Source organism: Paenibacillus sp. NPDC057886, assembly GCF_042796655.1.
In the GTDB taxonomy this organism is placed as follows: Bacteria; Bacillota; Bacilli; order Paenibacillales; family Paenibacillaceae; genus Paenibacillus.
The window spans coordinates 370,506-393,960 of record NZ_JBHVMZ010000004.1 but is presented as its reverse complement, the minus strand read 5'-3'; the positions used below and the strand labels follow the sequence as shown (position 1 = coordinate 393,960).

The window sequence follows — 23,455 nt, the reverse complement described above, 5'->3', positions numbered from 1 at the left end:
CGATATTATTGCCGGATTTGTCCATTTCCAGTGATACGGTATTTGGTTGACGTTAATGCAGGCAGACCCATAGGTCCACGAGCATGCAGCTTCTGGGTGCTGATCCCAATTTCGGCTCCATAACCGAATTCAAATCCGTCTGTGAAACGAGTAGAAGCATTATGGTATACAGCAGCCGCATCTACATCATGTAAAAAACGTTCTGCATTGCTGGTATCCTTGGTGACGATACACTCTGAATGCTTCGTGCCATAACGTGCGATATGCTCCATCGCTTCATCCAGGTTCTGAACTACACGAATATTTAAAATATAATCATTGTACTCTGTCGCATAATCTTCTTCCGTCACAGGCAGGGCAGAGGGAACGAGACGGCGAACCGTGTCACACCCCTTCAACAGGACGTTCGCCTCACGGAGTTGTTCAGCCAGTGTCGGCAGATGCTCCTCGGCGTAAACGGCGTGCAGCAACAGAGTTTCCATGGAGTTGCACACGGATGGACGCTGTGCCTTGGCATTAACAGCAATCTCCGCTGCCATGACCGGATCGGCAGATTCATCCACATAGGTATGACAGATACCTGCGCCGGTTTCGATCACAGGCACTGTTGCATTGGCGACCACATTGCGGATTAGTGAGGCTCCGCCGCGTGGTATGATGACGTCCAGCAGTCCGTTCAACTTGAGCATTTCGTCCACGGAAGAGCGGTCTGCATCCTCGACAAGCTGCAAGGCATCAGCTGGCATATCCGTTGTTGCCAGTGCCTGATGGAGTACCTCCACAATTTTGCGATTGGAGGAGAGGGCAGAGGAGCCGCCTCGCAGCAGTACAGCGTTGCCTGTTTTGAGGCATAGTCCGGCTGCATCCACTGTAACATTTGGGCGGGCCTCGTAGATGATGCCGATCAGACCAATCGGCACTCTCAGTTTTTCAACATGCAATCCGTTCGGACGAGTAAATGTCTCCAGCACTTCGCCTACAGGGTCCTGCAACTCCACGATCTGACGCAATCCTTCAGCGATACCGGCGATACGCTCCTTATTCAAAGCGAGGCGATCCAGCATCGATTCTGGCGTGCCTTGCTGTCTGCCACGTTCCAGATCGTCAGCGTTTGCTGCAATAATGGAATCCGCTTGCGCAATCAATGCGTCCGCCATGACCAGCAGGGCGTTATTTTTTTGTTCTGTGCTCAGTCGATTCAGCTGCGGAACCACGGCTTGGGCCTTGCTCGCTTTTTCTCTGACTTCACTCATCATAAATTCCTCCCATATATTAATTGGAAACAAAAGATTATTTAATGGCTATATCATATGAACCTGAGTAGTACACTCGGTAGTATTATAGTTGTTCTATTTTAACGTAATCCACTCGTCCCGGTGAATAACCTCAAGTCGATGGATACTGTTCAACTGCTTCATCACTTCGCCACTTGGCAGTCCTGCGATGAGCCGTAGCTGGTCATCATCATAATTGACGATACCACGACCGAGTAAGGATTCATCCATACCCAGTACCTCTACAACATCTCCGGCATGGAAGGTACCCAGCACGCGTTTGACGCCTACAGGCAGGAGACTATGACCACCATGGACCAGTGCTTCTTCGGCACCATTATCCACAACGACGGTACCGAGCGGGGTCGACATGAAGCCAAGCCATTGTTTTTTACGAGAGAGAGCGGCAAGGCGAGTCTCGAAATACGTTCCTTTTCCAGTTCCATCAACCGCTCTTTGCATATCTCCAGGTTCCTTCACACTTCCCACAAAGACAGGCACGCCTCCACGCGTTGCCACTTTGGCTGCATCTACCTTGGATCGCATACCGCCGGTACCTACGGATGATCCTGAACCGCCAGCATAGGCGTAAATTTCTGCCGTAATTTCGGGGATGCGGTCATAACGCACGGCAGATGGATCTTTTCGTGGATCGGCCGTGTACAGACCGTTGGTATCTGTAAGAATGACCAGATGCTGTGCCTTGACCAGATTTGCTACCAGAGCAGACAGGAGATCGTTATCTCCGAACTTCAATTCATCGACAGATACAGTATCATTCTCGTTAAAGATCGGAATGACGCGCTGCTTGAGCAGCTCTTCCACGGTCATGCCCGCGTTGCCCATACGTTTCCGGCTGTGAAAGTCGGTACGGGTGAGCAGAATTTGTGCTGTAGTAACGCGGTGCGCTGCAAAAGCCTGTTGATATGCCTGCATCAGCAATGCTTGCCCAACAGCCGCTGCGGCTTGTTTTTCATGTAACTGCTTGGGACGCTGGGGGTAACCGATCTCCCGAAATCCGGCAGCTACCGCTCCCGAAGTGACCAGAAGAACCTCGTGGCCTTGTTCAGCCAAAGCAGCAATTTCTCCGGCAAAAAAAGTAATGGCACTTCGATCGAGCCCGCCTTCTTCCGTAGTAAGCGAACTGCTTCCGATCTTAACTACAATACGTGAGGTCATGTTTTCACTTCCTTAAACAATATTAATGATTGACCCTGAAGCAGACCGTTGGGTACAAAAAAAACTCCCGCCCTTTTGGTTAAAAAGGACGAAAGTTCGTTACTTCCGCGGTACCACCTTTATTGATGATTGGATCATCCGGCTTCATGCCCTGTAACAGAAGGCACTGTCCTGTGCATCACAGGCCGCTCAGGGGTAGGTTTCGGAGAGAAGCCGCGGTAAATTCTTGCAGCCCGATGGAATTTACTCTCTGGGCGCGGCTGATCCTCTCGTACTGGTCCCGTCATCACGTTTCGTTCAATATTTCCTTATAACATACCATGGAAACTTGGCAGATGCAAAGGGGTTATGCACCTGTAAATTACTTGAATAAATTCAACTTGCCAATCCGCTCCGCAGCTTCCCTTAATCGATCTTCATCACTTAGCAGTCCTGCGCGTACATAGCCCTCACCATGTGAACCGAAACCAATACCCGGTGCTACCGCGACCTTTGCTTCACGCAGTAACACGTCAGCAAAGGAAGCAGAAGTAAAGCCTGCAGGTACAGGCAGCCAGCTAAAGAAGGAGCCTCCCGGTTTAGGGGCCTGCCAGCCGATGGATGAGAGTGCATCATAGAAAGCATCGCGACGTGATTCATAACGTGCAACCAGTGAAGTGACACATTCCTGGGATGATGTCAGTGCAGCCGCAGCAGCGGCCTGGATGCCTCCGAAGAGGCTCACGTAGATATGATCCTGCAGCAGATTGATTTTGGAGATGATGTCCGCATTGCCCAGAGCAAATCCGACACGCCAGCCTGCCATATTGTACGTTTTGGATAATGTGTAGAACTCAATACCCACTTCTTTGGCACCTGGTGCCTGCAAAAAGCTCACTGGACGATGTCCGTCGAATCCAATTGCACCATACGCGAAGTCACTGGCTACGACGATTTTATTTTGAATGGCGAACTCTACCGTATCTTCATAGAAGGAAAGCGGGGCCGTTGCCGAGGTTGGATTGTTGGGATAGTTCAGGAACATCAGCTTGGCCTTTTCCCGATCCTCGGTAGAGACTGCTTCATAATCAGGCAGGAATGCATTGGACTCCAGCAGTGGCATAAAAGACATGTGCGCTTTTGCCAGTGCTACGCCGGACCAATAATCCGGATAACCTGGATCAGGTACGAGACAGACGTCGCCGGGATTGAGCAATACCTGGGGCAACTGGACCAAGCCCGTTTTGCCGCCAAACAAAATCGCAACTTCCGTTTCGGGATCCAGGTCCACGTTGTAATCTTCCTTGTAACGCTTCGCAATGGCTTCCTTCAGGAAAGCATGCCCGCTAAAAGGCGAATATTTGTGATAGAGCGGGTTTTCCGCCGACTCCTGCAATGTTTTAACAATGTGGGGCGGTGTCGGTGTATCCGGGTTACCCTGACCCAAGTTAATGACGTCGTGACCACTTGCGATTTCGCGGTTTACATTTTGAACTAGGGAAGCAAAAAATTGCGTGGGAAGCTGTGTCATTACATCGGATGTAGGTATGGTAAAGGCTGAACGACCCGATGCTTTAGGCTGATTAGTCATGCTATACATCACTCCGGTTATTAAAGATGGCAATATAGTACTCATTAATTTATCACGTCAATCCCGAGCTGTATAGGGGGAAAACACTTCATGAATCTTTGCAGTGAGCCAATATTCGAGTTTTTGTACAAAACTGAAATGAGGTATTTTGTTTTGTCCATTGAGATTAGGGGAAATCCTGTTTTATGATAATACTCGATAATGATAATCAATATCATCGATAAATAGGAACGAAGCACTTATTAGGGGGAGAAATAGAAATGAAAAAGGGTATACGAAATACGGCAGTATTATTGACGGTTACATGGTTGTCCATTCTCCTGCTGGCTTGCGGAAATCAGGCTTCAACTCCATCTGCCGGAACGGATGATTCCAAAACAGTCAATGAAACACAGACAGATGGGGATCGGTCCAAGCAGGAACAGACGGCATCCGCGGATAACAGTGAGGGTGAAACCCGGATGTTCAAGGACTGGACAGGCCATGAAGTTGAAGTTCCGGTTACGCCAAAGCGTGTAATTTATCATGGTGAAGTTACAGGAGATCTGCTAGCGCTGGGCGTTGTACCTGTAGGTATTCTTCGTCAGGATGGAACAGTATATGATGATCAGGTGGCCCAAGCGGAAGATGTGGGTTTCCCGATGAGTGTTGAAAAGGCGCTTACCTTGAATCCTGATCTGATCATTTTCTCGAATAGCGATGAGGCACAATATGATCAAATCTCTAAGGTTGCGCCAACGGTTACCTTTGATTCGTTTGCCTCACTGGAAGACCGCATGCGTACTCTTGGCGATCTATTGAACAAAAAGCCGGAAGCGGAAGCTTGGATCACGGCCCATCAAAAAGCAACGGAAGAGATGTGGAAGCAGCTTCATGAGAATGGACTGAAAGAAGGGGAAACGGCTTCGGTATTCACCATGTATCCTGGTAATCGTCTGTTTGTCATGGCTGGAGCAGGATTGCCACAGTTGTTATATGGAGCCAATGGGATGAAGCCAACCACGGAAATTCAGAAAGTATTAGATGAAGGAATGGGCTTTGCAGAGATTTCTACTGAGAAGCTGCCGGAAATTGCGGGTAATCGCGTATTTATACTTGATCCAGTAACGGATGATGCGAAGCAGTCTACCAAAGAATTGCTGGATAGCCCGATCTGGAAGAACTTGCCCGCTGTAAAAGAAGGAAAAGTATATCGCTTTGATCTGGTCAAGGCTTCAAGTGATGCAACTTCAAGAGAATGGCTTTTGAAAGAGTTGCCGAAACAGATGATTCAATAGTCGTTTATAGATTGATAAATCATAATATTGTATTGGATTAAGAACGAAAATGCCGACTAAAAAAGAGCCTTCAACATTTCGTTGAAAGCTCTTTTTTTGCTGATTACAGCCAGATCTGGATTAATGACAAAAGCTCGCTTATAATCAGTTCATACAGATTGAATGATAATAATTCTCAATTTAAAGAACGAGGTGAACCAACATGCAGGCTTTGAATGCCGCTGCGGGAGCGTTCTATTTTTCAGCATTCATGTTTCGGCTGGATCATCTGGAACAACGAATTGAACAACCAGAACAAGTGATGCTGGAAGTAACTTGCGACAAACATACATTCTTGATCTGCGAAGAAGGGGAAGGTCGCTTATATATAGGATATGAACAGTTTCCCTTTACCACCGGATGTGTTTACCCGCTTTCTCCGGGTGAAGGGTACCAGATTGAACATGGAAACCATTTAAAATTGAAATATATGGTGATAACTTTTGATGTTATTCATGTGTTGACGGGAGATCCGGAGCAGTATACACGCCCTGTATTTGAACATAGAAATCAATTGAACGGCTATCCTTATGCCCTGTTAAGCGGGCTGTTGGAGCAATTGTATGCCATTCGGGATTATCAAACAGATGCCGAATACAGCCATTTGAATGCACAGTTTCAGAGATGGATGGAGATGATCATCACCCGGTACACTTCACCAAAAACGGAGCAGAGTATGGAATCGAGACTACACAGTACAATTCAGTATGTAGAAGACCATTACGCTGAAGAAATCACAGTACAGAAACTGGCTCGTCTTGCAGATATCCGCCCCGTGCAATATACAACCCTGTTCAGACAATTAACCGGCCATAGGCCGCTCGATTATGTGAACCATGTACGAATTAAACATGCCAAGGAGTGGCTGCGCAAATCCGATGAACCACTCCGAGATATTGCAACCCGGGTGGGCTTTAAGGATGAATATTATTTTAGCCGGCGTTTTCGTCAAATGACTGGATTATCGCCTCGTCAATATGACCGATCTATTCAGCAACAAACACTGGTTCAGGATTGGTTGGGTCATGATGTGAATATTCCGGCACAGCCGGAGCGAATTATGTTTTATGGTGATTCCGGTGGAGATTTGCAGGTGCTGGGCATTGGTTTATTAGGAGATCAGACATATGATGCGGTTGCCCCGGTTAATGTGGAAGAGGCAGTCCGGATGAGACCAGACTTGATTATTTTCGACAGCACCAATGAACAGCAATATGAGCAATTTTCCCGAATTGCACCTACACTGGCATACAATTCTCACGCAACGCTGGAAGATCGGATTTGCAGGGTGGGAAGCTGGTTTGGCAAGCAATCAGAGGCTGGACAATGGCTCTCCTCCTATCAGGAACGTATGGAAAAGATGTGGATGAAGATTCATATGTCGGTTGAACCAGGGGAAACAGCATCCGTATTCACATATCATCGTGGGGCACGATTGTTTGTCATGGGCAATATCGGCCTGGCCACGCTCTTGTATCATCCGATGGGCTTCAGACCCGTTACGAAAGTGAAGGAGGCGCTTGCGGCTGGCAGAGCGTATAAGGAAATTTCGTCAGAAGCGATTCGTCAGTATGCCGGTGACCATATATTTGTCTTGCTCCCTGAGGAGATGATTGCAAGGCAGGCCACAGAGAAGTTGATGCAGAGTCCAAACTGGCGATCACTTCCAGCCGTGCAGAAGGGGCAAGTGTACGGAGTGGAGGAAACAACATGGAATTTGGGCGATGCACTGACTAGCAACCGTTTGTTAACTTTGCTGCCCAAGTTATTATGTAGGAGTTCAGAACGAAAACAGGTTGCAGATGTTTGAATGATCAAGCTATGATTACAGGTATTACGGTTCAGAGGAGTGCTGGTTATGACAGAACAACAACAAGGGGAAATGCGTGTAGCCCTGATTCAGGGCGATATTCAGCTCGGAGACCCTGAGGCCAACCATAAACATATGCAGTCTTTGCTCGAACGAGCGGTAGAACAGTATCCCGATCTGGGATTGGCTGTACTGCCCGAGATGTGGAATACAGGCTATGCTTTGGAACAAATTCATGAGCTTGCTGACCCGGAGGGCCAGAAATCAAGAGAGTGGCTTGCGGCTTTTGCCCAAAAACATCGAATTTCCATCGTTGGCGGTTCCATTGCGGAGAAACGTGATGGCCAAATTTACAATACAATGTACGCCTATAATAGTGAAGGAACTCAGGTGACACGTTACGATAAATTGCATTTGTTCCGCCTGATGGATGAAGAGAAGTATTTGCATCCTGGTGCAGAACCGGAACTATTCGAATTGGAGAACGGCCTTACCGCTGGAGCTTCGATCTGTTACGATATCCGTTTCCCTGAGCTTGCTCGAACGCTTGCCTTGAACGGAGCCAAAGCATTAATTGTCCCCGCTGAATGGCCGAATCCGCGCTTGCACCATTGGCGCACACTACTTACAGCAAGGGCCATCGAGAATCAGATGTACGTTATTGCCTGCAATCGCGTCGGGAAAAGCGGAGACACCGAATTTTTCGGGCATTCCCTCATTATTGATCCTTGGGGTGAAATTGTGGCTGAAGGCGGAGAAGGAGAAGAGATCGTGACCGGAGTTATCCGTCCTTCGCTTGTGGATGAGGTTCGTGGCCGTATTCCGGTATTCGAAGACCGCAGACCTGGCATTTATTTTGGCAGCAAATAAAAATCTGTAATTTTCCAATAAAGTGTTTATTCATCCGGGAGGCGGGTAATGATAACTATCCCGTCACCAAGGAGGATGATCAATCAATGGACAACCATGTGAAAGATACGCTCAGGAGACTGGAACAGGAAAACACTAGGTTAGATCACTTGAGGCCATTCTTAGAGAATGGGGCAGGAGGGCTATCACCCCCTGAACAATCTGTTCAGGAAGAAGGCCGCCTTGTGAATCAACAGAACAGGCTGACAAGTGAACGTAATTTGCGAAAATAAACCGCCAAACTTGAAATTCTCATATGTACGTTTTACGTTAACAATTCAATGATGATTTAGCAACATTGTGCTGTAACGATGATGTACTGCTAATACCATGTAAGAACTTTATCTTGCGGATGCGGGAGACGAGTATAGAACAAAGGCTTGGCCCCAACGGGTCAAGCCTTTGTTTATTTTATTGCAATGTATAGAGCGGGGCTAAGACGCTGACCGTCCAATTATTCTCCTTGAGAGAGCTCGGCAACGGTTTGTTGAAACGTATGAATGAATGCCTCCGCGGCTTTGGAGAGAACCCGTCCTTGACGGTATGCAACTACAAGGGTACGACTGGGGGTTGGCTCAGCTAGCGGTACATAAACAGGAACAAATTCACTGCGGGGCGCGCGGGCAATAAAGCGCGGAACCAGTGTAATCCCCATACCTGTAGCCACCAGTGACTGCACCGTCTCAATATTTGTACTCTCAAACACCACATTGGGGTCAAACCCGGCTTCCTCACACAGATCAAATGTAAGTTTGCGGAAGCCCTGTCCTTTCTTCAGTACAACAAAGGGTTCATCGCGAAGCTCTTCCATCCGTACTGGAACCGGATGCTCCGGATCTCCTCTGCGTGCCAGAGGGTGATTTGGGGGAACCGCCAAGTCAATTCGCTCTTCACCAATCGTTACATAAGATAGGCTTGGCTCCTGCAATGGGAGCGAGAGCAGGCTTAAGTCAGCCTTGCCACTAGCCGTCAACTTTTCAAGCGTCAGCCCGGAGTCTTCCAGCAAGGTTACTTCAATCTCGGGATAGGCCTGCTGAAATGCGGGAAGCACATGCGGAAGCAGGTGGGAGCCAGTGATCGGCATGCTGCCTACAACGACTTTACCTTTGCGCAGCTGGGAAATGTCCGACATTTCCTGTCTGAGCAGCTCGACCGCATCAATAATTTTCTGAGCCTGCTCTACAAAAGTGACCCCTGCATGGGTCAACTCCACGGTGCTGGTATTACGCTGGAATAACAGTACACCCAGTTCCTTTTCAAGTTTGGATAGCTGCTGACTTAAAGAAGGTTGGGCAATGTGCAGTTTCTCGGCTGCCCGCGAGAAGTTCCGCTCTGCCGCGATTTGCAGCGTATATTGAAGTTGTCTGAATTCCATATCCACACGTCATTCCTTTCGTTATGCCATCATTATATCACTAGAGATGAAGAAATCATTATTTTTGCTGAAACGCTTGCACTGCTTAAAAAGAGCTGATATACTGTGTCTGAAAACGCTTAATGGTTTAAACTTACCCGGGTATAACAAGAAAATCGTTTTCAGATGCATTTTTCTCAGTACGATGAAGATCAACTATTCATATTCTTTTCGTTTATATAATTTAATAATAGTTCATCCAACGATGGCGTGTTACTGTTCGGCAGGCAAGACCTAGATTGGGTGGGAAGAGTTTCTTTTTCCTACCCTATTTAGGTCTTTTTTTGTTCCCAGCAGAAAAAAGGCGGAGGTGCACCATGAATCACAAACAATTAGCCCAATCGATTATGGAGCTGGTTGGTGGCAATGATAATATCAACACGGCAATTCATTGCTCCACCAGGCTTAGACTTACTTTGAAGAACCCTGATGTAGCGAAAACGGCCGAGATCAAAAATCTGGATGGCGTCATCGGCGCAGTGAATAGTGGCGGGCAATACCAGGTGATCATCGGCAACGACGTCGGATACGTGTACAACGAACTTGCCAAGATGGTGGATACCCAACAATCCGGTGAGGTTCAGGAAAAGAAAAAAGCGGATTACAGTCCCAAAGGTCTGTTTAACACCTTTGCCAGTGTAATTGCAGGCATCTTCCAGCCGATTATCCCGGCCATTGCTGCTTCTGGCATGTTGAAGGCGCTGCTACTTCTGGCGACCGTGACTGGACTAATGTCCAAAGAAAGTCAGACGTATACCGTTTTGAGTGTTATGTCGGATGCAGCCTTTTATTTTCTTCCGGTCCTGCTGGCCTACTCCAGTGCAAATAAATTTAAGACCAACCCTTTTGTAGCTGTCCTGTTCGCAGGAATCATGCTGCATCCCAATATGATTGGATTGCTTGGCGGTGAAGATCCGGTATCCTTTATCGGATTGCCTGTGGCTTCTGTTCAAAACGCATCATCGGTTGTACCGATTATTTTAACAGTCTGGTTTATGTCCTATATCGAACGTTTTGCCGACAAGGTCTCACCAGGACCCGTTAAGATATTCCTTAAACCGTTGATTGTCATTCTGATTGTCGCTCCAATCGCGCTGATTGTACTTGGTCCACTGGGCATGTATCTCGGCACAGGCATGTCCAACCTGATCTACTGGATTCAGGACAAAATTGGCTGGTTGACTGTTGTCATCATGGCGATTCTGATGCCTTTAATTGTGATGTTCGGTATGCACAAAGTGTTTTATCCCATTATTTTCGCAGCACTCGCTTCACCTGGTTACGAGACACTTGTATTGGTTGCCATGCTGGCGTCTAATATGGCGCAGGGAGCAGGAGCGCTGGCTGTATCGTTCAAAACTAAGGATGTGAAGCTCAAACAAGTCGCGCTGTCTGCGGGCATCTCCGGTGTATTTGGAATCACGGAACCAGCATTGTACGGTGTACATTTAAGACTCAAGAAAACGCTGTTTGCGTGCATGATCGGTGCTGGCATCGGGGGATTGTTCGCAGGGATAGTGAACCTTAAGGCGTATGCAGCCGTGGGGCCAGGGATTGCATCCATGCCTATGTTCATCAGTGAAGACAACATGAACATTATATATGCCATTATTACGATGCTGATCTCCGCCATTATCGCGTTTATTGCAGTGTATGTCATTGGATTTCAGGATGTTGTTCCAGCAACAGACTCTTCGGTAGCAAAAGTGGAAGAAAAACCTGAGATCAAACCTTCCACCGGGATTAAGTCCAAAAAAGTGGTGTTTGCTCCATTGGAGGGCAAGGTTCTTCCGTTAAGAGAAGTGAAGGATGAGGCTTTCTCCCAAGAAGCGATGGGACAAGGTATGGCCATTCAGCCAAGCATGGGCAAGGTATTTGCCCCGTTTGATGGGACCGTTGAGACGGTATTCCGTACCAAACATTCGATCGGGTTGAGGTCTGTGGATGGGGTGGAACTTCTAATTCATGTCGGATTGGATACTGTGAAATTGAAAGGGCAGCATTTTGATGTAAAAGTAATCGAAGGAGAACAGATCTCCCATAGTCAACTCCTGATGGAGTTTGATCTTGCAGCAATACAAGCCGCAGGTTATGACACCACGACCCCTGTAATTGTGACCAATTCCTCGGATTATCTGGAGGTATTGGGTAATGAATCATCACCAATAACGGGACCGGAGAAACCATTAATTACGGTGTTATAACCGCTGAAATATGAATGAGAGGCAGGCAGCCGGATATGGAAGTCGTGAAAATACTGAACTCGAGCGTTGTACTCGCCAGACGTGGTGAGGATGATAAGGAAATTATTGTGATGGGGAAGGGCATCGGCTTCAAGAGCAAACCTGGAGATGTCGTGAGCGAGGACGAGATTGAGAAGGTATATGTGCTTGAAAATGAAACAATCTCTTCGGATCTCACCGCTCTGATGAAGGAAACGCCAAAAGAATATCTGATTCTGTCTGACGAAATTATTTCCTATGCCAAACATACATTGTCCCGACATCTGAGTGATCATCTCTACGTCTCATTGACGGATCACCTGTATATGGCGACTAAACGGTTCAGGGACAATATGACCATCCAGAATCGCATGCTGTGGGAAGTAAAGAAGTTCTATCCACAGGAATTCAGCATTGGCATGCATGGTCTGTCTCTCATTCACAATCAGCTTGGTCTCTCCCTTCCTGAAGAGGAAGCGGCCAATATCGCCTTTCATCTCGTCAATGCCCAGCAGAATAATGACAATATGAATCAGGTCATGCTGATGACAAATACGGTCAAGGATGTACTCAATATTATTAAAATTCATTATCAGGTGGAGCTGGATACACACAGCATTAACTATTCCCGCTTTTTAACCCATTTGCAATTCTTCATTCAGCGACTGTTTGAGCATAAAACGTTAAATACGCAGGATCATGAGCTGTTTGACCAGATCGCGAGCAAATATCCGCAGGAAGAAAAATGCGTGCTGCTGATCAAAGAGTATATTGAAGCCCGCTTCGAACATACGATTTCTAGCGAAGAAATGATGTACCTGATTATTCATATCAATCGTGTAATGAGTCGCAATTAAGACAGAACCAATCAAGGAGGAATACAAAATGACCAATACAACAAGAACGTTCCCGGAAGGTTTTTTATGGGGAGGAGCCATTGCAGCCAATCAGGCGGAAGGTGCCTGGAATGTGGATGGCAAGGGTCTGTCTACAGCCGATATTGCCATTTATCGAAAAGGTGTTGCCAAGAGTGAGTACAAAAAACATAACGCAATTACGGAAGAACAGATTCAGGAGGCGATGGAATCAACGTCGGACAGAGAATATCCGAAACGCAGGGGCATTGATTTCTACCATCGTTACGAGGAAGATTTAGCCTTGTTTGGGGAAATGGGTCTGAAAACATTGCGTTTGTCCATTGCATGGACACGGATCTTCCCAAATGGGAATGAAACGGAGCCCAATGAAGCCGGTTTGCAATTCTATGAGCGTGTCATTGATGGCATGTTAAAGCAGGGCATTGAACCGTTGATTACGTTGTCTCATTATGAGATGCCGATGTATTTGGTCAATCATCATGGGGGATGGACGGATCGCATAGTGGTCGATTACTTTGTTCACTTTTGCCAAACGGTGTTCAATCGATATAAAGAGAAAGTGAAATATTGGATTACCTTTAATGAGATTGACAGCATCGTTCGTCACCCGTTTACCAGTGGTGGTATTGTTCCGGATCGTTTTGACAACGTGGAACAGGCTGTGTATCAGGCGCTGCATCACCAATTTGTGGCCAGTAGCCTGGCGGTGAAATATTGTCATGAGATCATTCCTGGTTCTCAGATCGGATGTATGCTTACCAAGCTGACGACATATGCCCATACATGTAACCCCGAAGATGTATTGGTCGCTTCCAGGGATAATCAATTTAATCTTATGTTCACGGATGTTCAAGTCCGTGGGGCATACCCATATTTTACGAAGAGATTGTTTGCCGAAAAAGGGATTGTACTGGATATGCTGGAAGGTGACGAGGAGATTCTGAAAGTGCACACGGTGGACTTTATTTCATTCAGTTATTATATGTCGCTTGTATCGAGTGTTGATGGGGATCGATTGGAACAGGTGAGTGGTAACACCACTGGGGGTGTAAAGAACCCTTATCTGAACACCAATGACTGGGGCTGGCAGATTGATCCGGTAGGTCTGCGCATTTCCCTGAACGAACTTTATAGTCGCTATGGAGTGCCATTATTTATTGTTGAAAATGGGATCGGAGCCGTCGATACGTTCGAAGAAGACGGTAGCATTCAGGACGATTACCGGATCGATTATTTCCGTTCCCATATGGAACAGATGCATGAAGCAATTCTCGACGGAGTCGAATTGATGGGTTACACCAGTTGGGGCGTTATTGATCTGATCAGTTATTCTTCCTCCGAAATGGAGAAAAGATATGGTTTTATTTACGTCGATCAGGATAATGACGGTAACGGTACGCTGGAGAGAAAGCGCAAGAAGAGTTTCTTCTGGTACAAAGACGTGATTGCCAATAACGGTCTAAAGAATCCGTGTAGTATCTAGCATAATTACAAAACCGTGTAGAATAGAATTGTCTGTAAAACTATCATGAAGTCATAGCAGCTCTGGTATCAGGGCTGTTTTTTCTATCTAAGATAAAAAGCATTGACAGCGGAGAGACTGGAACGTAGTATAAGACTTATATGATAATGATAATTGTTATCAATTGAAACCTCTGCGTAGAGCAGTGGTTTATTTGCTTTTCCTCATTATAGGTTAAACCTATTACATCTATAGATATTATATCTTGGAACAATGAAGGACAGGGTGATATATTTATGTCATTCAAGAGCGTCACTTTTAGAGGAACAACTGAGGCTCTTCCAAGGACCGAACTTATGATGAGGTGAAAATGATGAGTAAAAAAACGATGTTTGAGAAAATTTGGGAAAACCACGTGATTCATCAGGAAGAAGGAAAACCAAGCATTTTGTATATCGATCTGCATCTGGTGCATGAGGTAACATCCCCACAGGCGTTTGAAGGTCTGCGTCTGAGCGGCCGTAAAGTCCGTCGCCCTGAGCTGACGTTCGCAACAATGGATCACAACGTTCCAACGAAGGATCGTTTCAACATTACGGATCCAATCTCCAAACAACAAATCGACACACTTTCACAAAACTGCCGTGACTTCGGCGTAAAACTGTATGACCTGGATACCATTGATCAAGGTGTCGTACACGTTATGGGTCCTGAGCTCGGTCTGACTCATCCAGGTAAAACGATTGTATGTGGCGACAGCCACACATCCACACACGGTGCATTTGGCGCACTCGCATTCGGGATCGGAACGAGTGAAGTAGAACACGTTATGGCAACCCAATGTTTGCAACAAGCCAAAGCCAAAACGATGGAAGTTCGTTTTGTCGGTAAACGTAACCCGGGTGTAACGGCGAAGGATATGATTCTCGCAGTCATCGCAAAATACGGTACAGACTTTGCTACTGGATATGTTATTGAATATACAGGTGAATCGATCCGTGAACTGAGCATGGAAGAGCGTATGACCGTCTGCAACATGTCCATCGAAGGTGGAGCAAGAGCGGGTATGATTGCTCCGGATGAAACAACATTTGAATATCTGCGTGGACGTGAATACGTACCTGCCGATGGCAAATTTGATGAAGCGGTTGCTGCCTGGAAAGAGCTTGTAACCGACGAAGGTGCTGAATTCGACCATGTGGTTGAAATCGATGTGGAATCATTGATTCCGCAAGTGACTTGGGGCACTAGCCCAGGTATGGGAACCGACATTTCTTCGAAAGTTCCTGTTCCGGCTGAACTGCCAACTGAAAACGAACGTAAAGCAGCTGAAAAAGCGCTTGAATATATGGGATTGGAGCCAGGAACACCAATCTCCGAAATTCCGGTTGATTATGTATTTATCGGTTCATGCACCAATGGACGGATTGAAGATTTGCGTGCTGCTGCACAGGTAGCCAAAGGTCACACCGTATCCAGCAATGTTACAGCAATCGTTGTTCCAGGCTCGGGACGTGTTAAAATTCAGGCGGAAAAAGAAGGTCTGGATAAAGTCTTCACTGAGGCTGGATTTGAATGGCGTGATGCAGGGTGCAGTATGTGTCTGGCAATGAACCCGGATGTATTGAAACCAGGACAACGTTGTGCATCGACATCCAACCGTAACTTTGAAGGACGTCAGGGACGCGGAGGACGTACGCACCTCGTATCTCCTGCAATGGCGGCTGCAGCAGCGGTTAAGGGACACTTCGTTGACGTACGTGACTGGAATTTCAAAACGGAAGCAGCTATCTAACAACGAACGGATTGAAGGGAGAACGAATGATATGGAAGAATTCAAAACACTGCAAGGCATCGTTGCACCGGTAGACCGGGTCAATGTAGATACAGATGCAATCATTCCGAAACAATTTTTGAAACGGATCGAACGGACCGGATTTGGACAATTTTTGTTCTACGAATGGCGTTTTGACGAAGAGGGTAACAACAATCCTTCTTTTGAATTAAATAAACCTCGCTACGAAGGGGCATCCGTTCTGATCTCACGCGCCAACTTTGGTTGTGGATCTTCTCGTGAGCACGCGCCATGGGCGATTATGGACTACGGATTCCGTTGTGTAATTGCACCATCGTATGCTGATATTTTCTATAATAACTGCTTCAAAAACGGAATTTTGCCAATCAAACTGTCGGAAGAGCAGGTAGAGGAGCTGTTCCAACGTACAGCAACTCATGAAGGTTATGAACTGAATGTGAATCTGGAAAACAAAACGATTACAGATGCATACGGACTGCATATTGATTTTGATCTGGATGAACACCGTCGTCAATTCCTGTTGCAAGGACTGGACGATATCGGTCTGACACTTCAACATGATGATGAAATTACAGCTTATGAAGAGCGCCACGCGGATAAATTGTTTGGACAAACGGCCTCAGTCTAATCTTTCATCTGTAGTTCGTATATCAAACCTCCAATTGTGCAGGGAACTTCACCGTTCCTTGGATCGAATTGGAGGTTTTTTTGCATTTGGCAATGATGCAATTATGTCTTCGAGTTGCAGGGTATTCCGACTAAATATGACAACGTTGTAACCGGATGAAGTGACAATATCTGATAAACTGATTAGTAGATTATGGAAGGGTAGATAGAGTCGAGTGTTGCATCACAGCGAATCAGGTCGAAGGTTCAAAAGACAAACAGAATGGTGGTTAATGTATGAAGAAATGGTCGGCAGCAGTCTTTGTTTTTCTGTTCCTGTGTTTATTTCCTGTCATGGCAAATGCCGATTCGTCTCCCTCGATTGTATTGGACGGTGTGACCATTAATCAGCAGTCGGGAGCTCCGGCCGAGAATACTGGCAAAACCGTGATGGTGCCCATTCGGATCGTCTCTGAAAACCTCGGTTATCAGGTGAAATGGGAGAAAGCCACCCAGACTGTTCGTATTCTCAAAGGTAACAGCAGTATCCAGATGACGGCAGGCGAAGATGCTGCGACCGTGAATGGAAATCGGGTGAGTCTCGATTCTCCGCCTCTAATTAAACAGGGGACTACACTGGTGCCGTTACGTTTTGTCGGTGAAGGCATGGGTCTTCGTGTGGGATGGGACAATGGAACCAAGACAGTAAGCCTATTAAGCATTCCTCCTGTAGCAGGTACCGAGAGTGAAAATGACCCGGTGGAAGCTCCTGAATCGGAAGGTCTGTCTGAGCTTCAAAGTATCAGCTTCGGTGGAGATCGTCTGATCCTGGCGACGAACGGGAAAATCACACCGAAGGTTTCCAGTCTCAGCGGACCTGGTCGTATTATCGTAGATCTGCCTGACACTACATTTGCCAAGGAGTTCATCCAAGGACAGGCTTCCAATCCGGATGGCAGCGGAACTCTTCTGGTTACGGATTCATCGCTGGTTTCCAAGGTGCGATATGCAATGTTCAGCCAAACGCCTTCAACAGTGCGTGTGGTCCTTGATCTGAGTCAGGTGGCGACTGCCAAATGGTCACTGGGCGAGAACAACGTGTTGCTTGTTGATCTTGCGGCGAGTAATGGAGAACCAAAAAGTCAGCCTGCTGTGCCAAGCAATGATGGAAAAAAGGTTGTCATTATTGATCCAGGACATGGTGGACGACAGTCGGGGGCCGTCAGTGTGACAGGTGCCTATGAGAAGGACTTTAATTTGGCGGTGGGACTCAAAGTTCAGGCACTTCTGCAACAACATACGGAGATTCAGACGGTGATTACAAGGCAGGATGATACGGAGTTATCCCTGCAGCAGCGTGTAGATATTGCCCAACTGAATCAGGCGGATATTTTTGTGTCGATCCATGGAAACAAGTTTACAACTCCTGTTCCTAATGGAATTGAAACGTTGTACAGTCGTAAAGAAAGCAAGGATTTGGCCGACATTTTGCACAAGCATGTGTTGCCGATTACGGGATTTAAGGATCGGGGAGTCAAAACGGCAAGTCTGCATGTAACCCGTGAAACAACGATGCCCGCAGTTCTGCTTGAACTCGGATTTCTGAGTAATCCAGCTGATGAAGCAATGATGCTGACTGAAGATTATCAGAACAAATGTGCACAGGCCATCGTAGACGGAATTGTTGAATATTTGGGTCTTTAATGTGGGTTGTGCACAAATATGAAGATCAGGGTAGTTCGTTGTTTCGAGATGCATAATTGATAATTAAGGAAAAATACAGACAATAAAATGTAGAAAAAGCTTGATTTGACAACGTTTTTTTTCTGTTATGTTGGAATATATTCGCAACTTTTGAGAGTACGGGGCGTCTAATAGGTGTCTGGTAATGCCTCAGTGGTCAGTCGGAGCTGAAGGTTCACAACATGCGGCAAAAAAATATGAGAATGGTAGGGGTGAAGGATGAAGAAGTTCGGTTTTTTGGTACTGTTATTTGTCTTTGGGCTCGTTTTCCCGGGCTATAGTCATGCAGCAGCAGATACGCACATTATCCTAGATGGGAATGAAATTGTGCAGCCTTCGGATGCCAAAGCGGAAATCATCAATAGCAAAGTGATGGTTCCGATTCGGGTTATTTCGGAGAGCCTAGGATATGGTGTGGACTGGAAACAAGCAACAAGCACCGTGACTATTAGCAAAGACAACACTGCCATGCAGATGATTGTTGGACAGAAGACGGCAACGGTGAACGGCAGTAACGTGAACCTGGATGCCCCGCCACTCGTGAAAAATGGAACCACACTTGTGCCTTTAAGGTTCATTGGTGAGCAAATGGGTCTTAAGGTGGGTTGGAACAATACAACGAAGACGGTAACATTAGTTACCCAGAATTCAGGTTCCGGAAACGGGACAACCACTCCTCCGAACTCTGGTAATGATGGTGGAGGATCGGATCAGGATGGTCTTGTACTGGTGAACGGCATCAGCTTCAGTGACAATCGCTTTTTGATTGCAACAAGCGGAAATACGAAGCCGAACGTCTTCACGATGACAGGACCGGATCGAATCGTTATAGACTTGCCAAATACCGCATTCGCTGACTCTTTTAGTGAAGGACAAGCTCTGGACAGCAACCAGAATGGACAGCTTGTCGTGAGTGGATATCCGGATGTGTCGAAGATTCGTTATTCCTTGTACAGCAATAGTCCTTCTACTCTTCGTTTTGTCATTGATCTGAGCAATGCCAAAGGTTATGACGTGCAAAGTGACTCCGGTCTGGTTATGATTGATCTGAACAAAGAAGGCACTACAACGCCGCAACCTCCTGTTGGAAACAACGGCAAAAAAGTTGTTGTTGTAGACGCTGGACATGGTGATCAGGACCCGGGAGCCATCGGTGTAACCGGCAAGAAGGAAAAAGACTTCAATCTGGCAATGGCTCTGAAAGTGGAAGCATTGCTGAAAAAAGAATCCAACATTGACGTTGTGCTGACGCGCAGCGATGATACATTTTTGGCTTTGAGTGAACGAGTAAAGATCGCAGAAAAATTGAAGGCGGATATCTTTATTTCCATTCATGCGAACAGCGGGTCTGCAGCGGCAAACGGTGTGGAGACGTATTACACCCGTTCGAATAGCAAGGCATTGGCTACGGTGATGCACAAGTATCTCTTGCAATCATCTGGCCTGAAGGACCGCGGAGTAAAAACGGCAAGTCTCCACGTAACCCGTGAAACAACGATGCCGGCTGTTTTGCTGGAAGCCGGTTTCCTGAGCAACAAGAGCGATGAAGCCGCATTGTTCACGGAAAGTTTCCAGAACAGTGTAGCCAAAGGAATTGTTGCAGGGATCAAGGAGTATCTGGGAATTAAATAAGGGTTCAACCCTTATGATCAGGAGGCGGAGTAAGAATGAACAAAAAATTATGGATTGCAGCGCTGCTGGTAACGGTTATGACAGTTGCTGCTGGATGTGGAAGCAAGCCAACAGCTGCTCCAGCTCCAAATCAGACTCAAGGTGCGGGAACAGAGAATAATGCGTCTGAGGATCAAAATGAGACGGATATTACTGAACCTGTAACCGTGGAACCGGAGGATACAACGACAACGACACCGGGTACCACAGAAGGCAGTACGGAGGGGACAACGACTCCATCGGGTGGAACTACTTCGGAGAAGCCTGGAACTTCCGAAAGTAATGAGAAGAAAACCATTGATGTGTACTACACAGATCTGGAAGAGTTGGAATTGCACAAAGCAACGGCAGATATTTCTTACGCTTCGGATGAAGCCAAGTACAAGGCTGCATTTGCAGCGCTGCAACAAAGCAAGGACGACAAACTCGTTCCCCTTTGGGCGAAAGAAATTGAACTGAAATCTGTTCAGTTCAAAGACGGTGCGCTCACTCTGGATATCCACATGCCGGATACAGCACGTCTTGGTGCAGGTGGCGAAGTGTTTGCCATTGATGCTTTGAAGCAAACATTCTTCCAGTTTGATGAAGTCAAATCACTTGATTTGCTGGTAGATGGCCAGCAATCCGAGAGTTTGATGGGCCATGTGGATCTTGAGCATCCAATGACACGATCCGAATAGGTTGTACAGCATGTTGTTTTACCGTGAATCTGCGGAATATCGGCCGTTTTACATGAGAGAGGGGAATCATAGGTGACTTTTAAATATAACAATCCATCACACTCTAAAAAAGTAGTTTCAGCCGTGCTTGCAGGCATGATGGCCCTTAGTGCCGGCGGAGCTGCCATGGCAGCAGAATCAACAGATACGGGGCAAGGCCAGACTGTAACTGTAAGCAATACAGCTGCACCAACCGGTTTGTTCAGTGATATCAAGGTCGGATACTGGGCTGAGAAACATGTGTACAAACTGGCCTATCAAGGCATTCTTCTCGGTAACAACGGCCTGTTCCGTCCGGGAGACGCGGTAACGCAGCAGGAAGCTGTGACGATGGCGATTCGTTTTATGAACAAGGAGAACCAGTTGAACGACAGCACGGCTACGGCATTACCGACAAATATGGAAGTGGGAAACTATTTCAAGCCATATGTCGCTTTGGCGCTTCAACTGGGACTGATTGATAAAACCGAAGAATCTACAGTGGATGTGTCCAAAACATCATGGGGACAGAAGCAGGCATCACGTGAATGGATTACGAAATTGCTGATCCGTTCGTTGAACAAAGATGCTGAAGCGAAAGCGCAAAATAATCAATCTACCGGATTTGCTGATAATGACAGCATTTCCGAAAGTGGCAAAGGTTACATCAATCTGGCTGTAAGCCTGGATCTGGCCAAAGGTGTAGATGGCAACAAATTTAATCCAACTGGCTCTGTAACTCGTGCTCAACTCGCTACATTCTTCAGTCGTGGCGAAACGTTAACGGATACGAAGTATGCGAACACATCTACAGGTTATGTAACAGGATTAAAAGATGGGCAGATTACGCTTGTTGTGGACGGAAAAGCTGTCAACTTCGCAGTGAACAGCAGTACGCCTTACTTTACAAAAGACAGTGAATCCCGTGCATCGTCTGCGGATGTGAAGCTGTATACAAAAGTTCAGGTTGTAGGTGCTACCGGTACGGCTTCCTATGTAGAAGTGGTTGATGCTACGCCGCAGGTAGAAAGCGTTGAAGGTACTTTTGCTCGTTCATTATCAGGTAATAAAATTGGCTTGTTTGTAGGCGAGAATTATGAAACGTACGGCTACGATGAGGCTACGGCATTTATCGATCAAAACGGAAATGCGATCAAACTGTCTGATATTACAACAGACAGCACCATTGAAGTACAGCGTGAGACGTTCTCGGCTGACAAAAAGACAGTTGTTATTCGTGTGAAGTCCGGTATTGTCAACAAAAGTGATAGTGGTGTCGTTGCTGAAGTAACGACTTCTGCCAAAACGATTAAGCTTACCAATGCAGCCGGAACTACTGAACAATACACCTATAACGATAATCTGATCATTCGTTACCAGGACCGAATCCTCTCCCTGGCTGAGCTCAAAGCGGGAAGTGCAGTGAAATATACGGTGAAAGACAGCATCTTGCAAACGATCGAATTGTCGCAAGGTGTTGAGCAGTCTTTACGCGGTACATTGGTGGAGATTGGTGGTAACCAATCCACACTGACGTTTAAACGTGAAGGTGGATCGCTGGAAGCGAAGCTGCTGGTAGAAAAGCCGGAAGTAGTCATTAACGGAATCCAGGATGCAACGCTGAATGATCTGATCACAGACGCGACAAATGGAGATCAGGTCGAGCTTACGTTAAACTCTGAAGATCGCGTGACACGCATTCAAGTGGTAGGGCGTCAAATGGAGCCGATGAACGGCGTATCTGTTGTATCTTACAACAGCAAAACAAAAGTATTGACTGTTCTCGACAGCAATAAAAAACCATTTGTGTTCACGCTTGATGACAAAACAAAGCTGGACTACAACACAACGAAGCCTACACTTGCTGGATTGGAGTCTTTGTTAAATGATGGTCGCAAACTGGATATGACGTATGTGGGAACTCGTGCGCTATCCATTAAAGTGATCTACAAATACGAAGGCACAATCAGCAGCATTGATACTTCGGGCAGAAAAATCAGTTTGTTGTCTGGAAACCAGACGATTACGGTGCCGTACTCCACGGTTCCAACAATCGAGATCTACAACAAATCTGGAGCAAGTCTGAGTGATCTGAAGATCGGTGATAGTGTCACAGTTACGCTGGGTTCGAATCAGGACTATGTGCAGAAAGTGGCTTTGAACACCGCGGCTCAATTTGAAGTAGTCTCTGTAGAGACCAATGGTCGCGTTCGTGTGAAATCGGATTCGCTGACAAGTCAGTTCTATTTCGATCAAGCGGTTCTGACAGGAGAAAACGGTCAGACCATTACGGCGTCACAATTGACAGCGGGCAACCTGATTAATGTTACATTTGAGGGAACTACGCCTAAAGCGGTTCAAGTGGTTAAACGAACGCTTGCGGAGGTTACATCTGTGGATGCTTCGTCAGTTACTCTGAAACTGTTTACTGGTCAAAGTGAGACGGTTCCTGTTAGTGGTACTGTAAAAGTGGTCAAATCGGGATCTACGTTAACCACTCTTGGCAGTCTTACTATAGGTGATCGTGTTGAAATGACAAAGGATACGGATAATTCCACCCGTTTCAGAGTGTTGACAGTCATGAGCAAACAGTTCTGGTCTTATGATGGAGTTGGTAACCAAATTTTGGTTAAACGTGAGTCCACGTCTGACACGAATTATCGTTTTGCACTGGGTACAGGCGCATTTGTTCACCAGGGTGACAACACTTTAAGCGTGCAATCTCTCAAAGATAATGATAATATTGTATTGTATCTCCTGAACAACGTTGTACTGGAGATCCAAAAACAGTAATCGTTTCTTTTCGAGGATCAAAAGAATGACCGTCTTGATGCGGGATCTTTCCCGTATCAGGACGTTTTTTTTGCAAGATTTTTGGGGTCCCTGC

16 protein-coding genes are annotated in these 23,455 nt (G+C 46.5%); 12 read left to right on the top strand and 4 right to left on the bottom strand.

What is annotated here, in order from left to right:
* Positions 1–5: 5 nt before the first annotated feature.
* From ACFVQB_RS15970 to ACFVQB_RS15960, 3 genes are all read right to left on the bottom strand, one after another.
* On the bottom strand, positions 6–1,253 hold the full coding sequence (locus ACFVQB_RS15970; RefSeq protein WP_379441395.1) for a glutamate-5-semialdehyde dehydrogenase: 1,248 nt from the start codon (positions 1,251–1,253) through the stop codon (positions 6–8).
* 96 nt (positions 1,254–1,349) lie between these two features.
* Positions 1,350–2,453 (bottom strand): glutamate 5-kinase, encoded by a 1,104-nt coding sequence (proB, locus tag ACFVQB_RS15965; RefSeq protein WP_379440910.1) that lies wholly within the window; start codon positions 2,451–2,453, stop codon positions 1,350–1,352.
* Between the two features lie 361 nt (positions 2,454–2,814).
* Complete coding sequence (locus tag ACFVQB_RS15960) at positions 2,815–4,023, bottom strand: pyridoxal phosphate-dependent aminotransferase (protein ID WP_379440909.1); 1,209 nt, start codon at positions 4,021–4,023, stop codon at positions 2,815–2,817.
* A 260-nt stretch (positions 4,024–4,283) separates the two neighbouring features.
* Between ACFVQB_RS15960 and ACFVQB_RS15955 the strand changes: the two genes are divergently transcribed.
* From ACFVQB_RS15955 to ACFVQB_RS15945, 3 genes are all read left to right on the top strand, one after another.
* The gene (locus ACFVQB_RS15955; RefSeq protein WP_379440908.1) at positions 4,284–5,300 is read left to right on the top strand and encodes an ABC transporter substrate-binding protein; all 1,017 of its coding nucleotides are present in this window, start codon (positions 4,284–4,286) and stop codon (positions 5,298–5,300) included.
* Between the two features lie 202 nt (positions 5,301–5,502).
* Complete coding sequence (locus ACFVQB_RS15950; RefSeq protein WP_379440907.1) at positions 5,503–7,149, top strand: ABC transporter substrate-binding protein; 1,647 nt, start codon at positions 5,503–5,505, stop codon at positions 7,147–7,149.
* Between the two features lie 48 nt (positions 7,150–7,197).
* Complete coding sequence (locus tag ACFVQB_RS15945) at positions 7,198–8,019, top strand: carbon-nitrogen family hydrolase (RefSeq protein ID WP_379440906.1); 822 nt, start codon at positions 7,198–7,200, stop codon at positions 8,017–8,019.
* 493 nt (positions 8,020–8,512) lie between these two features.
* Here the strand turns inward: ACFVQB_RS15945 and ACFVQB_RS15940 are convergent, their stop codons facing one another.
* Complete coding sequence (locus ACFVQB_RS15940; protein WP_064636917.1) at positions 8,513–9,433, bottom strand: LysR family transcriptional regulator; 921 nt, start codon at positions 9,431–9,433, stop codon at positions 8,513–8,515.
* 356 nt (positions 9,434–9,789) lie between these two features.
* Here ACFVQB_RS15940 and ACFVQB_RS15935 point away from each other — a divergent pair, with 356 nt between their 5' ends.
* The 9 genes from ACFVQB_RS15935 (at position 9,790) to ACFVQB_RS15895 (ending at position 23,361) form a co-directional block, all read left to right on the top strand.
* Positions 9,790–11,676 (top strand): beta-glucoside-specific PTS transporter subunit IIABC, encoded by a 1,887-nt coding sequence (locus ACFVQB_RS15935; RefSeq protein ID WP_379440905.1) that lies wholly within the window; start codon positions 9,790–9,792, stop codon positions 11,674–11,676.
* A 35-nt stretch (positions 11,677–11,711) separates the two neighbouring features.
* The gene (gene licT / locus ACFVQB_RS15930) at positions 11,712–12,551 is read left to right on the top strand and encodes a BglG family transcription antiterminator LicT (protein ID WP_379440904.1); all 840 of its coding nucleotides are present in this window, start codon (positions 11,712–11,714) and stop codon (positions 12,549–12,551) included.
* A gap of 28 nt (positions 12,552–12,579) precedes the next feature.
* Complete coding sequence (locus tag ACFVQB_RS15925; protein ID WP_379440903.1) at positions 12,580–14,055, top strand: glycoside hydrolase family 1 protein; 1,476 nt, start codon at positions 12,580–12,582, stop codon at positions 14,053–14,055.
* Positions 14,056–14,407: 352 nt separating this feature from the next.
* Positions 14,408–15,829 carry a 3-isopropylmalate dehydratase large subunit gene (leuC, locus tag ACFVQB_RS15920; RefSeq protein ID WP_379441391.1) on the top strand — a complete coding sequence of 474 codons (1,422 nt, stop codon included), beginning with the start codon at positions 14,408–14,410 and terminating at the stop codon, positions 15,827–15,829.
* Between the two features lie 31 nt (positions 15,830–15,860).
* Positions 15,861–16,478: a 3-isopropylmalate dehydratase small subunit gene (gene leuD / locus ACFVQB_RS15915; protein ID WP_379440902.1), complete on the top strand. Its 618-nt coding sequence runs from the start codon at positions 15,861–15,863 to the stop codon at positions 16,476–16,478.
* 275 nt (positions 16,479–16,753) lie between these two features.
* Complete coding sequence (locus ACFVQB_RS15910; protein WP_379440901.1) at positions 16,754–18,160, top strand: N-acetylmuramoyl-L-alanine amidase family protein; 1,407 nt, start codon at positions 16,754–16,756, stop codon at positions 18,158–18,160.
* A gap of 258 nt (positions 18,161–18,418) precedes the next feature.
* Positions 18,419–19,831: an N-acetylmuramoyl-L-alanine amidase family protein gene (locus ACFVQB_RS15905; RefSeq protein WP_379440892.1), complete on the top strand. Its 1,413-nt coding sequence runs from the start codon at positions 18,419–18,421 to the stop codon at positions 19,829–19,831.
* A gap of 35 nt (positions 19,832–19,866) precedes the next feature.
* Positions 19,867–20,550: a GerMN domain-containing protein gene (locus tag ACFVQB_RS15900; RefSeq protein WP_379440889.1), complete on the top strand. Its 684-nt coding sequence runs from the start codon at positions 19,867–19,869 to the stop codon at positions 20,548–20,550.
* 72 nt (positions 20,551–20,622) lie between these two features.
* Positions 20,623–23,361 (top strand): S-layer homology domain-containing protein, encoded by a 2,739-nt coding sequence (locus tag ACFVQB_RS15895; RefSeq protein ID WP_379440886.1) that lies wholly within the window; start codon positions 20,623–20,625, stop codon positions 23,359–23,361.
* The last annotated feature ends 94 nt before the right edge of the window (positions 23,362–23,455 follow it).